This is a genomic window from Streptomyces sp. NPDC037401, assembly GCF_055602345.1.
The window spans coordinates 204,003-216,676 of record NZ_JBVJWO010000012.1 but is presented as its reverse complement, the minus strand read 5'-3'; the positions used below and the strand labels follow the sequence as shown (position 1 = coordinate 216,676).

13 protein-coding genes are annotated in these 12,674 nt (G+C 73.8%); 3 read left to right on the top strand and 10 right to left on the bottom strand.

The features are described from left to right. Position 1: 1 nt before the first annotated feature. The 3 genes from rplT to infC all read right to left on the bottom strand — a co-directional run bounded on the left by rplT (position 2) and on the right by infC (position 1,507). Positions 2–388 carry a 50S ribosomal protein L20 gene (gene rplT / locus ACZ7H1_RS15480; RefSeq protein ID WP_365049664.1) on the bottom strand — a complete coding sequence of 129 codons (387 nt, stop codon included), beginning with the start codon at positions 386–388 and terminating at the stop codon, positions 2–4. A gap of 104 nt (positions 389–492) precedes the next feature. Beyond that, complete coding sequence (gene rpmI, locus ACZ7H1_RS15475) at positions 493–687, bottom strand: 50S ribosomal protein L35 (protein WP_030192941.1); 195 nt, start codon at positions 685–687, stop codon at positions 493–495. Between the two features lie 103 nt (positions 688–790). After that, positions 791–1,507 carry a translation initiation factor IF-3 gene (infC, locus tag ACZ7H1_RS15470; protein WP_470786963.1) on the bottom strand — a complete coding sequence of 239 codons (717 nt, stop codon included), beginning with the start codon at positions 1,505–1,507 and terminating at the stop codon, positions 791–793. A gap of 327 nt (positions 1,508–1,834) precedes the next feature. On the opposite strand from infC, the gene ACZ7H1_RS15465 reads away from it, so the two are divergent. Further along, on the top strand, positions 1,835–2,221 hold the full coding sequence (locus ACZ7H1_RS15465) for a DUF1844 domain-containing protein (RefSeq protein ID WP_470786962.1): 387 nt from the start codon (positions 1,835–1,837) through the stop codon (positions 2,219–2,221). A gap of 101 nt (positions 2,222–2,322) precedes the next feature. Here the strand turns inward: ACZ7H1_RS15465 and ACZ7H1_RS15460 are convergent, their stop codons facing one another. Genes ACZ7H1_RS15460 through ACZ7H1_RS15450 form a run of 3 tightly spaced genes read right to left on the bottom strand, consistent with a single transcriptional unit; the run spans position 2,323 to position 5,265 of the window. Next, entirely contained in the window at positions 2,323–3,063 is a 741-nt protein-coding gene (locus ACZ7H1_RS15460; RefSeq protein ID WP_470787006.1) for an SseB family protein, read from the bottom strand. Positions 3,064–3,082: 19 nt separating this feature from the next. Further along, a complete protein-coding gene (gene mycP / locus ACZ7H1_RS15455) occupies positions 3,083–4,435 on the bottom strand; it encodes a type VII secretion-associated serine protease mycosin (protein ID WP_470786961.1) in 1,353 nt (450 codons plus the stop codon). Further along, positions 4,432–5,265 (bottom strand): hypothetical protein, encoded by an 834-nt coding sequence (locus ACZ7H1_RS15450; protein ID WP_470786959.1) that lies wholly within the window; start codon positions 5,263–5,265, stop codon positions 4,432–4,434. The genes mycP and ACZ7H1_RS15450 overlap by 4 nt, the downstream gene beginning before the upstream one ends. Before the next feature lie 160 nt (positions 5,266–5,425). Here ACZ7H1_RS15450 and ACZ7H1_RS15445 point away from each other — a divergent pair, with 160 nt between their 5' ends. Next, entirely contained in the window at positions 5,426–6,628 is a 1,203-nt protein-coding gene (locus ACZ7H1_RS15445; RefSeq protein WP_470786957.1) for an amino acid deaminase/aldolase, read from the top strand. 40 nt (positions 6,629–6,668) lie between these two features. Here the strand turns inward: ACZ7H1_RS15445 and ACZ7H1_RS15440 are convergent, their stop codons facing one another. The 4 genes from ACZ7H1_RS15440 to ACZ7H1_RS15425 all read right to left on the bottom strand — a co-directional run bounded on the left by ACZ7H1_RS15440 (position 6,669) and on the right by ACZ7H1_RS15425 (position 11,709). Then, entirely contained in the window at positions 6,669–7,976 is a 1,308-nt protein-coding gene (locus ACZ7H1_RS15440; protein ID WP_470786955.1) for a haloacid dehalogenase-like hydrolase, read from the bottom strand. A 168-nt stretch (positions 7,977–8,144) separates the two neighbouring features. Beyond that, complete coding sequence (locus tag ACZ7H1_RS15435; protein WP_470786954.1) at positions 8,145–8,939, bottom strand: 3-oxoacyl-ACP reductase; 795 nt, start codon at positions 8,937–8,939, stop codon at positions 8,145–8,147. A gap of 5 nt (positions 8,940–8,944) precedes the next feature. Then, complete coding sequence (locus tag ACZ7H1_RS15430; RefSeq protein ID WP_470786952.1) at positions 8,945–10,330, bottom strand: aldehyde dehydrogenase family protein; 1,386 nt, start codon at positions 10,328–10,330, stop codon at positions 8,945–8,947. Positions 10,331–10,338: 8 nt separating this feature from the next. Further along, positions 10,339–11,709 (bottom strand): glutamine synthetase family protein, encoded by a 1,371-nt coding sequence (locus ACZ7H1_RS15425; RefSeq protein ID WP_470786950.1) that lies wholly within the window; start codon positions 11,707–11,709, stop codon positions 10,339–10,341. 38 nt (positions 11,710–11,747) lie between these two features. Between ACZ7H1_RS15425 and ACZ7H1_RS15420 the strand changes: the two genes are divergently transcribed. Then, positions 11,748–12,533, top strand: coding sequence for a FadR/GntR family transcriptional regulator (locus ACZ7H1_RS15420; RefSeq protein WP_470786948.1), 786 nt, complete (start codon positions 11,748–11,750; stop codon positions 12,531–12,533). Positions 12,534–12,674: the final 141 nt, after the last annotated feature.

Below are 12,674 nucleotides of genomic sequence, written 5' to 3'. Positions count from 1 at the left end.
ATCAGGCAGCGGCCTTCGGGGCGTTCACGTCGGCCGGGAGGGCCTTCTGCGCGACCTCGACCAGCGCGGCGAACGCGTTGCTGTCGTTGACGGCCAGCTCGGCGAGGATCTTGCGGTCCACCTCGATGTTGGCGGCCTTCAGACCCTGGATGAGGCGGTTGTACGTCATGCCGTTCTGGCGGGCAGCGGCGTTGATGCGCTGGATCCACAGCTGACGGAAGTCGCCCTTGCGCTTCTTGCGGTCGTTGAAGTTGTAGACCAGCGAGTGGGTGACCTGCTCCTTGGCCTTGCGGTACAGGCGCGAACGCTGACCGCGGTAGCCGGAGGCCGCCTCGAGGATCGCCCGGCGCTTCTTGTGGGCGTTTACTGCCCGCTTGACGCGTGCCACTTGTTAACTCCTTGTAGCGGGGCCGTGGTTGTCTTCACACGGCCCGAAATTCGAATGGGTCCCGGTCTCGACGTCACCGCTCCCGGCAGGGGAGCGGAAGGACGTCACTTGCCGAGAAGCTTCTTGATCTTCGCGGCGTCGCCCGGGGCCATCTCGGCGTTGCCGGTGAGGCGACGCGTCAGCTTGGACGACTTGTGCTCGAGCAGGTGGCGCTTGCCGGCGCGCTCACGGAGCACCTTGCCGGAGCCGGTGATCTTGAAGCGCTTCTTGGAACCGCTGTGCGTCTTGTTCTTCGGCATGGCGCCGTTGTCTCCTCGTCGGTGGCGCTCCCGCCGGTCCGGGCTGGACCGGTGACCGGGAGCGTCAGTTGTGTCGGTTGATCCGGGGCAGGCTGCTCCGGAATCAGGCCTCGGCGGGTTCCTCAGCAGCAGCCGCGTCCACGTCGGCGTCCGCGTTCTCGACGGAAGCGTCCGTGGTGGCGGGCTGGCCCGTGCGCTCGGCCTTGCGGGCCGCCTGCGCCTCGCGGGCTTCGGCCATCGCCTCGGTCTTCTTCTTGTGCGGACCGAGGACCATGATCATGTTTCGGCCGTCCTGCTTCGGGTTCGACTCGACGAAACCGAGGTCCTGGACGTCCTCCGCCAGACGCTGCAGCAGTCGGTAGCCGAGCTCCGGCCGGGACTGCTCGCGACCACGGAACATGATCGTGATCTTGACCTTGTCGCCCTGCTTGAGGAACCGGACGACGTGACCCTTCTTGGTGTCGTAGTCGTGCGGGTCGATCTTCGGCCGGAGCTTCATCTCCTTGATGACCGTGTGCGCCTGGTTCTTGCGCGCCTCACGGGCCTTCATGGCCGACTCGTACTTGAACTTGCCGTAGTCCATGAGCTTGCAGACCGGGGGCCGTGCAGAGGCCGCGACCTCGACCAGGTCCAGGTCGTACTCCTGCGCAAGCTCGAGCGCCTTGGCAAGCGGAACAATCCCGACCTGCTCGCCGCTCGGACCGACAAGTCGCACCTCGGGAACGCGAATCCGGTCGTTGATGCGGGGCTCGGTGCTGATGGATCCTCCTCGGTTGCACCAACGGCTGCCTGGAGGACAGCCGCTTGACGTCTGTGTCATCAGACCAACCGCGTGGGAACATGAAAAATGCCCCGACGGAACACAGGCGGGAGCTCCATGAAAACCGGAACACCGCCGCATGTACCGCGCGGGGCGCAAAATCGGGCCGCGTTCCATCGTCCGTACGGAACGATGGATGCCGCCTGACCGGTGACCCGCCGTCCCGGAGGACGGTCAGGTGGGAGAACGGAGCCTCCACTTGTGGGCCGGGGACGTGAGTCTCCGGCCGGTCGTCACACAAGGTTAGCAGCACGGCGGCGGCGGCGCTAACCAGGCGGCCCCGGGCCGCTTCGTCCGGTTCCGCCCGCCCGGCTTATCGTGTGAGGCATGACTGACGCGACGCCCCCCACCGCCCCCGCGGCCGAGCAGGCCCCGGACGCCCCCGACTACGACGCCATGACCCGCGACATCGCGGACGTGCCCGCGGTCGAGGTGATCACCACGGTGGCCGTGCACCTGCTGAGCGCCGCCGCGGTCAACCTGGGCCTGGACAAGCCGGACTCGGAGCACAAGGACCTCGACGAGGCCCGCAAGCTCATCACGGCGCTGGCCGGCCTGGTCACGGCGAGCGCGACCGAGATCAGCTCCTTCCACGCGGCTCCGCTGCGCGACGGCCTGAAGTCCCTCCAGCTGGCCTTCCGCGAAGCGTCGATCGTCCCGGACGAGCCGGGCCAGGGGCCGGGCGAGAAGTTCACGGGTCCGGTCTTCGCCTGATCCCCGCCGACGGGTGATCCGCTCGCGGTGATCCTGCACACACGGAAAGGGCCCCGGGGTGCGTGCACCCCGGGGCCCTTTCACGTCTCCGGCGCCCGCGGTCAGCGGGCGAACAGCGGCTCGCCGGGGGGCGCGGGCGCACCCGCCGGGAGCAGCGCCAGGTTCAGGCCCCGCACCAGCCGGGCCCGCAGGGTCTCGTCCGCGGCCAGCGCACCGGCCACGCGGCGGGCGGCGGCCGGGGCGTCCGTACCGTCCGCGAGCACGATGGCGAGGACGCCGTCCGCGTCCGGCCCGCCCGGTCCCAGGTGGGCCCGCAGGACGGCGGGCTCCGCGGCCGCGGCCGCCCGTACGGCCGCCGTGACGGCGGGGTCGGCGAGCGGGTCGGTGGAGGTGCGGCCCTCGGCGAGCGCCAGCAGGGCCGGGCCGGTCAGCTGGTACGGCACCGGGCCGGCCAGGTCGAGGACGACCGTGTCGGCCTTCTCGTGGGCGGCGGCGGCCAGCGCCTGGTGCAGGGGTACGGCCACGGGGCGCGCGGCCGGGTCCCACCGGGCCAGCGAGGCCGTGGACGTGAAGGCGGGCAGCGCGCGCCGGCCGCCGGCCGTGAGCGTCGGCACGGCCATGTCGCTGGTCTTCTCGCGCCGCAGCCCGGTCTCCGGGTCCTCCTCGACCTCGCCGAGCACGGCGACGACGGGGACCAACAGCCGTGCGTCCTTGAGGGCGGCGAGGACGTCGGGCTCGGCGGACCTGTCCGCGGCCCACGCGGCGAGAGCCGCGCTCAGCCGGGGGTCGGCGGAGCCGTCGTCGTCGGAGAAACCGGGGTCGGGAATGTTCTTCTGCGCCACAATCACCCGACCCTATCCCCTATCCCCACCCGGTTCCCCCAGTCCCCTGCCCGTCGGCCCCGCCGCCGACGGCGCCCGCCCGCTCCGCTGCGTACCGCCGGCGCTCTTGGCCGCCGTCGCCCTCCCGGCCCTCTCCGCCCTCTTGGCCCTCTCGGCCCTCTCGGCCCTCTTGGCCCTCTCGGCCCTCTCGGCCCTCTTGGCCGCCGCGGCCCCGTCGGCCGAGCGCGAGGCCGGCCGCGAGCAGGGCGACTCCCGCGCCGCCCGCCGCGAGGGCGGGCAGCCCGACGCTCTCCTGCGGCGGCCGCGCCGGCTGCGGCCCGGGCCCGAAGTACCGGCGCGGGTACCCGGCCGGTGCGGGCAGCGGCTGCTCGGGGCTCAGCCGGGCGGCCGCGGCGAGCGCAGCCGCCGGGTCGACCAGGCCGTGGCCGCGGGCGTCGTCGCGGCCGCCCGCGGGGGCGTCCCGGGCGGTGTCCGCGAGCAGCGTCTTGATCTGCGCGGGCGACAGTCGCGAGTGGGCGGCGCGTACGAGCGCCACCGCGCCGGAGACGAAGGCGGCCGCGGCGCTGGTGCCCCAGCCTTCGTAGTAGCTGCGGTCGGGGTCGGCGATGACGATGTCGACGCCGGGGGCGCTGACGGTCGCGTACCAGTGCCGGGTGGAGAAGGGGGCCTTGGTGTCCCGGCGGTCCACGGCCGTGACGGCGATCACCCCCGGGTAGGCGGCGGGATAGGAGACGCGGTCGCCCTGCTGTCCGCCGTTGCCCGCGGAGGCGACGACGGCGATGCCCTTGCCCAGGGCGTACTGGATGGCCTCGTCCTCGGCCGCCTCGTGGTGGGCGGACTCGCTGTCGTCGCCGAGGGAGAGGTTGATCACGTCGGCGCCGTGGTCGGCGGCCCAGCGGATGCCCTGGGCGAGTGCGCCGCCCTTGTCCTTGCGGGCCTTGGCCCGGCCGGGGTCGCCCTCCTCCAGGATCACGCGGACGGGGAGGATCCGGGCCCCGGGGGCGATGCCGAGTACGCCCTTGCCGCGGCCCGGGCCGTGGCCGCGGCCGGCGATGATCCCGGCCATGGCGGTGCCGTGCCGGGCCCAGGCCCGGTCTCCGCGGCCGGCGCCGAAGCCGACCATGTCCTTGCCGTCCAGTACCCGGCCGCGCAGGTCGGGGTGGGTGGGGTCGACTCCGGTGTCGAGCACGGCGACGGTGACGCCGGCGCCGTCGGTGGTCTGCCACGCCTCGTACGCGTGCAGGGCGGCCAGCGCCCACTGGCGGTCGCGGATGCCGTCGGCGGCGGCGGGTGCGGCGCCGGCGGCGGCCGTGGCGGAGGTGGCGAGGCCGAGGACGAGGGCGAACGACAGGCAGCGGCGGGCGCGGGTCACCGGGCGGCCCCCGGGGCCGGGGCGGGGCCGGCCGCCGCGATCCGGCGCAGGGAGCGCTCGACGCGGTCGGCGACGGCCTGGGCCTCGTGGCCGAGGCCGGCCTGGGCGGCGGGGCTGGTGTCCTTGGGTGCGGTGGCCGAGGCGGCGGGGCGCGGGCGGTCCACCGCACGGCCGTCGGCGAAGCCGGACACGGCGTAGACGACGACGGGTGCGTCGGGGAGCACGGACACGGCCCAGCTCGCGCGCTGCCGGTCGGCGATGCCGTAGGCGGCGGGCGGGGGTGCGGTCGGTTCGAATCCGGTGCGCAGGGCGGTCATGGCCGGGGCGGCGGCGGGGGTGAAGACCATGCCGACGCTGACGACGGAGCTGCGGGTGGCGTCGGTGTAGGTGGCGCGCAGCAGCCGGGTGCAGCCGACGGGCGTGAGGGCGGCGGACCAGACGGCGCCGAGCGGGGCGCAGCGGTCGTCGGGGGCCACGGCGGTCCGGGTCCACCTGCGGTCGGCGCTGCCGGGTCCGGCGCCGTCGCCCTGGAGGAGGGGCGGGAAGAGGGTGTCGACGGGCTGGTCGCGCCAGAGGGACGCGGCGCGGGTGTAGGCGGCCCGGTCGGCGGGCAGCTCGTGCGCCTTGCGGGCGGCCCAGGTGCCGCCGACGGCGCCCACGGCACCGACGACGAGTCCGCTGCCGAGGATCCAGCACGCGGCGGCGGCGAGGCGGGGGCCGCGCGGGCGGGGTGCGGCGGCCGTCGCGGGCGCAGGTGCGGGCGAGTGCGGCGCGGGGGGCCGGGGAGGCGTCGGTGGCGCGGGTGTGTCCTGACCGACCGTCATGCGCATCCGCCCCCGTTCCGTACCGCGCGTGTACGCCGCGTACTTTACGGGGCCGGGCCGGGGCCGCGCCTCCCCCCGCGGCTGGGGCCCGGGACGGCAGGGCCGGGCGGCGGGCCGGGGCCGTACGCCTCTACCCACGGGTAGCGGGATCTGGCACGCTGCGCGCATGACTACCCCCGCCGCCGACCGGGCCCGTTACGACCGGGCCACCGCCCATCTCGACGCTCCGCTCGCGATCGTCGACCTGGAGGCGTTCGACGCCAATGCCGACGACCTGGTGCGGCGGGCCGGCGGCAAGCCGGTCCGGGTCGCGAGCAAGTCCGTGCGGTGCCGGGCCCTGCTGGAGCGGGTCCTGGCGCGCGAGGGCTTCGCGGGGATCATGTCGTACACGCTGGCGGAGTCGCTCTGGCTGGCCCGGTCGGGGTTCGACGACGTCCTGCTCGCCTATCCGTCCGCCGACCGCGCGTCCTTCGCCGAGCTCGCCGCCGATCCCAAGCTCGCCGCCGCGGTGACGGTGATGGTGGACGACCCTGCGCAGCTGGAGCTGATCGACGGGGCTCGGGCGGGCGGGCAGGAGGAGGTCCGCGTCTGCCTGGAGCTGGACACCGCGCTGCACCTGCTGGGCGGGCGGGTCCGGGTGGGCGCGCGCCGCTCGCCGCTGCGCGAGCCGGAGCGGGTGGCCGAGCTGGCGCGCGCGGTGGACCGGCGGCCCGGCTTCCGGGTGGTGGGGCTGATGGCGTACGAGGGGCACGTGGCGGGGGTCGGCGACGCGGTCGCCGGGCGTCCGCTGCGTTCCCGGGCGATCCGTGTGATGCAGGCGGCCGCCCGGCGGGAGCTGGCGGCCCGGCGGGCGGAGACGGTCCGGGCCGTGCGGGCGGCCGTGGGCTCGCTGGAGTTCGTCAACGGCGGCGGGACGGGGAGCGTGCAGCACACGGCGGCGGAGGACGCGGTGACGGAGATCGCCGCCGGGTCGGGGCTGTACGTGCCGCGGCTGTTCGACAACTACACCTCGTTCCGGGGCCGCCCGGCGGCGCTGTTCGCGCAGCCGGTGGTGCGGCGTCCCGGGGTGGGGGTGGTGACGGTGCTCGGGGGCGGCTACCCGGCCTCCGGGGCCGCGGGCGCGGACCGGCTGCCGGTGCCGTACCTGCCGCAGGGGCTGCGGTACGACCCGCAGGAGGGGGCGGGCGAGGTGCAGACCCCGCTCCTGGGGTCCCCGGCCGACGACCTGCTGATCGGCGACCGGGTGTGGTTCCGCCACGCGAAGGCGGGCGAGCTGTGCGAGCGGTTCGACGCGCTGCACCTGGTGGAGGGGGACCGGGTCACGGAGACGGTCCCGACCTACCGGGGCGAGGGCCGCACCTTCCTCTAGGCACGGCCTGACGGAAGGCCCCGGGAGGCCGGGGCGGCGGTCAGAAGACGGTGTCGTGCTGGTCGGGGACGGTGCTGCCGTCCCCGCGGCGCACCGGGCCCGGGGTGCCGTCGGCGCCGGTGTAGCCGGTGGTGGCGCAGGGGTACGGCGCGGTCTTGCGCGGCTTCGGCTCGATGAACATCGGGTTGACGATCCAGCGGCCGTCGCCGTTGTCGTACGCCCGGCACATCAGCTCGTTCTTGTTGCGGTTGACGACGAGCCGCAGGGCGGTCGCGTCGCGCAGGAACGACACGTCGGTGTCGGAGTCGCCCGCGGCGAACACCGGGCGGCGGGCGGGCGGCTGGACCCGCTCGGCGGCCGCGCCGCGCAGGCCGTAGACCTCCTGGTTGATCCAGCAGCGCTTGCCGTCGATGTACGTGATCACCGTGTCCCGGCCGTCGCGCACGGTGCCGCAGCCGCGCAGGCGCGAGGTGTACGTGCCGCGGTACGAGGTGACGTTGCGGATGCCCATGACGCGGTCGGCGCGGATGCCGGCGCCCTCGGCCCACACCTCGACCACGGGTTGCGGGGAGGCGGAGCTGATCCACACGTCGAACCCGGCCTCGTGCAGGGCTCGTACGAGGTCCTTCTGCTGGTCGTAGTAGCGCACCCAGCCGGTGACGGAGCCGCTGCCGACCCGCTGCTTCGCGCCGACGGGCGCGGTGAGGTTCTCGGTGCGCGCGGCGGCGGCGAAGCCCCGTATCTGGCGGGCGGTCCAGCCGTGCAGGAGCTGGGCGAGCCAGGCGTAGCCGGGTTCGGTGGTGCGGCGGTTCCAGCCGGCGAAGGCCGGGGCGCCGGTGCGGGTGGCGCCGGTGCCGTAGACGGCGGCGATCTCGTCGGCGCAGGGGGCGCCGGCGGGGGTGCCGGTGGGCAGCGGGGCGCCGGGCCGGGCGAGCGGGTCGCAGGCGGCGGCGAGGGCTTGGGCGGCGGGCGCGGTGAGGTGGCGGCTGGTGGCGGTCCAGTCGCCGCCGGCGGGCCGCCGGATCCGGCCGTTGCGCAGCATCCAGAACAGCGTGGCGTCGCCGACGTCGTTCTTGACGACGGTGTTGTCCCAGTCGAAGACCGCGACGGGCCGGGGGCGGGCGGGCCGGTGGGGGGTGCAGCGGCCGTAGGTGTCGATCAGCTGCTGGAGCCGGGCGCGGTTGTCTCCGTACCAGCCGCCGGAGAGCCGGGGGGTGGTGGCGCAGGTGTCGGCGGGGCGGGCGGCCTGGGCGGGGGGCGCGGTGAGGAGCCCGGCGGTGGTCGCCGCGACGAGGGCGAGGGCGGCGGGCCACCGGGGGGACGCGGGGGACGTGCGCTGAGCGTGCATCGTGCTCCTTCTCGGCTGACTGGCCGGGGGACGTGCCGGGGGACCTGTCGGGGGACTTGCCGGTCTGGCCGGCGCTTCGGCAAGCGGACAGCCGGGCGTCGTGGGGAGACGCCCGGCTGTCCTGTGGGGGTGGCGGTGGCCTGCGGGGTGGAGGCGACGAGCGGCGGCCTACAGGGGCGTGACGTACGCGCCGGAGATCCCGCCGTCGACGAGGAAGTCGGTGGCGTTGATGAAGGAGGAGTCGTCGCTGGCGAGGAAGGCGACGGCGGCGGCGATCTCGGTCGGCTCGGCGAAGCGGCCGAGGGGGATGTGGACGAGGCGGCGGGCCGCGCGCTCGGGGTCCTTCGCGAAGAGCTCCTGGAGCAGCGGGGTGTTCACGGGCCCGGGGCACAGGGCGTTGACGCGGATGCCCTCGCGGGCGAACTGCACGCCGAGTTCGCGGGACATGGCGAGCACGCCGCCCTTGGAGGCGGTGTAGGAGATCTGGGAGGTGGCGGCGCCCATGATCGCCACGAAGGACGCGGTGTTGATGATGGAGCCGCGGCCCTGGCGCTGCATGTAGGGCAGGGCGGCCTTGCAGCACAGGTAGACGGAGGTGAGGTTGACGTCCTGGACGCGCTTCCAGGCCTCCAGGCCGGTGGTGAGGATCGAGTCGTCGTCGGGCGGGGAGATGCCGGCGTTGTTGAAGGCGATGTCGACGGAGCCGTAGGTGTCGAAGGCGACCTTGAAGAGGTTCTCGACCTCGTCGGGCGAGGTGACGTCGACCTTGACGAAGGTGCCGCCGACCTCCTCGGCCGCGGCCTTGCCCGCGGTCTCGTCGATGTCGCCGCAGACGACGTTGGCGCCCTCGGAGGCGAGGCGGCGCGCGGTGGCCAGGCCGATGCCGCTGCCGGCACCGGTGATGACGGCGGTACGGCCGACCAGGCGGCGGCAGACGGTCTCGGCGGTTGCTTCGGTGCTCATGGGTGCTAGGCCTCCGTGCTGATGAAGACGTTCTTGGTTTCGGTGAATGCGGTGAGGGCGTCGGGGCCCAGTTCGCGGCCGAGGCCGGACTGCTTGAAGCCGCCGAAGGGGGTCCAGTAGCGGACGCTGCTGTGGGAGTTGACGGAGAGGTTGCCGGCGGCGACGGCGCGCGAGACCCGCAGGGCGCGGCCGACGTCGCGGGTCCAGAGGGAGCCGGAGAGCCCGTACTCGGTGGCGTTGGCCAGCCGTACGGCCTCCTCCTCGTCCTCGAAGGGCAGGAGGACGGCGACGGGGCCGAAGACCTCCTCCGCGGCGACGGGTGCGGCGGGGTCGGCGCCGGTCACCAGCGTCGGCGGGTACCAGAAGCCGGGGCCGTCGGGGGCACTGCCGCGTACCACTGCAAGGTCATCGGTGACATATGACCGTACGCGGTCCCGTTGCGCCCGGGAGATCAGCGGGCCCATCTGGGTGTTCTCGTCGGCGGGGTCCCCGACCACGACCTCCTTGAGCGCCGGCTCGACCAGCTCCAGGAAGCGGTCGTACACGGACCGCTGGACGAGGATCCGGGTGCGGGCGCAGCAGTCCTGGCCGGTGTTGTCGAGGAAGGCCATCGGGGCGGCGGCCGCCGCCGCCTCGACGTCCGCGTCGGCGAAGACGATGTTGGGGCTCTTGCCGCCGAGTTCGAGGGTGACCCGCTTCACCCGGTCCGCGCACTTGGCCATGATCTGCTTACCGACCCGGGTGGAACCGGTGAAGACGATCTTCGCGACGCCCGGGTGCTCGACCAGGGCGTCGCCGGCGACCGGCCCGGTGCCCGGGAGGACCTGGAAGAGGTGCTCGGGCAGCCCTGCCTCCAGGGCGAGGGCGGCGAGGCGCAGTGCGGTGAGCGGGGTGGTCTCGGCGGGCTTGAGGATGACGGCGTTGCCCGCGGCGAGGGCGGGGGCGGTGCCCCAGGCGGCGATGGGCATCGGGAAGTTCCACGGGGCGATCACGCCGATGACGCCGAGGGGTTCGAGGAAGGTGACGTCGAGGCCGCCGGGCACCGGGATCTGGCGGCCGGAGAGCCGCTCCACTCCCCCCGCGGAGAACTCCAGCAGGTCGCGGACGTTGCCCGCCTCCCAGCGGGCGTTGCCGAGGGTGTGGCCTGCCTCGCGGACCTCCAGCAGGGCCAGTTCCTCCAGGTGCCCGTCGACGGCGTCGGCGAAGCGGCGCAGCAGCCGTGCCCGGTCGGCGGGGGCGGCCGCGGCCCAGAGCCGCTGGGCCGCGGCGGCGCGTGCGACGGCGGCGTCCACGTCGGCGCGGCCGGCGGCGGGGACGGTGGCGACGACCTCCTCGGTGGCCGGGTTGAGCACGGTCAGTTCGGTGGGCTCATGCCCTTGCTCGGGTGACACCTGATGCCTCACATGCGTTCGAAGGAGCGGCGCAGTTCCCAGTCGGTCACCGCGGAGTCGAAGGCGTCGAGCTCGACGCGGGCCATGTTGCGGTAGTGGGCCACCACCTCGGGGCCGAACGCCGCCTTGGCGATGGCGCTGTTCTCCCAGAGTTCGGCCGCCTCCCGGAGCGAGCCGGGGACGTGCTCGTAGTCGCCGGTGTAGGCGTTGCCCGCGCAGGGCTCGGGCAGCTCCAGCCGGTTCTCGATGCCGTACAGCCCGGCCGCGACGAGTCCGGCGACGGCGAGGTACGGGTTGACGTCGCCGCCGGGGAGGCGGTTCTCGAAGCGCGTCGAGCGGCCGTGGCCGACCACGCGCAGGGCACAGGTGCGGTTGTCGGCTCCCCAGGCGACGGCCGTGGGGGCGAAGGATCCCGGCCGGAAACGCTTGTACGAGTTGATGTTCGGGGCGTAGAGAAGGGAGAACTCGCGCAGGGCGGCCAGCTGTCCGGCGAGGAAGTGCCGCATGACCGGTGACATGGCATGCGGTTCCGGTCCCTCGCCCGCCATGGCGTTGCGGCCCTCGGCGTCGGCGAGAGAGAGGTGGATGTGGCAGGAGTTGCCCTCGCGCGCGTCGTACTTGGCCATGAAGGTGAGCGAGACGCCTTCCTGGGAGGCGATCTCCTTGGCACCGGTCTTGTAGACGGAGTGCTGGTCGCAGGTGACGAGGGCCTCGTCGTAGCGGAAGACGATCTCGTGCTGGCCGAGGTTGCACTCGCCCTTGGCCGACTCCACGGTGAGCCCGGCGGCCGCCATCTCGTTGCGGATCCGCCGCAGCAGCGGCTCGACCCGCCCGGTGGCGAGCACGGAGTAGTCGGCGTTGTACTGGTTGGCCGGGGTCAGGCCGCGGTAGCCGGCGTCCCAGGCCTGCTCGTAGGTGTCCTTGAAGACGATGAACTCGAGCTCGGTGCCGACCTGGGCGGTGTAGCCGTGCTCGGCGAGGCGCTCCAGCTGGCGCCGCAGGATCTGGCGGGGCGCGGCGACCACCGGTGTGCCGTCGTTCCAGGCCAGGTCGGCCATGACCATGGCGGTGCCGTCGTTCCACGGCACGCGGCGCAGGGTGGACAGGTCGGGGTGCATGGCGAAGTCGCCGTACCCCCGGTCCCAGGAGGACATCTCGTACCCGTCGACGGTGTTCATGTCGGCGTCGACGGCGAGCAGGTAGTTGCAGCCCTCCGTGCCGTGGGCGAGGACGTCGTCGAGGAAGAACTGTGCGGCGAACCGCTTGCCCTGGAGCCGCCCCTGCATGTCGGGGAAAGCCAGGACGACTGTGTCGATCTCGCCGCTCGCGACGAGGGAGCGGAGCTCCTCCGTACCGAGCGGCGGTGTGCGGTCTACCACGGGATCTTCTCCTTCGGTGCGCCGAGAAGCCATAAGGTATGGGGAACAACCATTGCTTGGGAAGAGGGAAATCCGACGTGGTGAGCGAAAGCGTGAACGGCGGGGGCACGGACCGGCTGAATCCCGTCCTGCGACAGGTGCGCGCGGGCAACGGTTTCGAAGAGGCGCTGGAGCAGATCCTCCAGGTGGTCCGGCTCGGACTGGTGCCCGGCGGCGAACGGCTCCCCCCGGAACGCGAACTGGCCGAACGCATGGGAATCAGCCGCGTCACCCTCCGGGAGGTGCTGAAGGTACTCCAGGACCAGGGCCTGGTGGAGAGCAGGCGCGGCCGGTACGGCGGAACGTTCGTCCTGCCGCGCCCCGACACCCCGGCCGGCGGCGCCGAGGCCGAGCTGCGCCGGCGGGTCGCGGGCGTGGACATCGAGGACGCACTGCGCTTCCGCGAGGTGCTGGAGGTCGGCGCGGCCGGGCTCTGCGCGGCCCAGGGGCTGACCGGGCCGGACGCGGACCGGCTGCGCGACGCGCTCCAGGCCACGCACGACGCCCCGCTGTCCGACTACCGCCGCCGCGACACCCTGCTGCACCTGACCCTCGCCGAACTCTCCGGCTCCGCCACCCTCACGGCGCAGTACGCGGCCGTCCGGGCGACCGTCAACGACCTGCTGGACTGCATCCCGCTGCTGGTGCGCAACCTGGAGCACTCCCAGCAGCAGCACGCGGTGCTGGTCGAGGCGGTGCTGGAGCGCGATCCCGACGCGGCCCGCGAGGTGATGCGCGAGCACTGCTGCGGCACGGCGGCGCTGCTGCGCGGCTTCCTCGCGTGAGGCGTCCGTAACAGCCGTTTAACGCAGGGGGCTTGCGCATGGCCGGATCCGACCGCAAAGGTGTGCGCCTAAACCATTGCCCGGGTCTTCGGTCTCCCCCCGCGACCCCGGGCATCCCCTGGGCAGTCCCGAGGCAGGAGC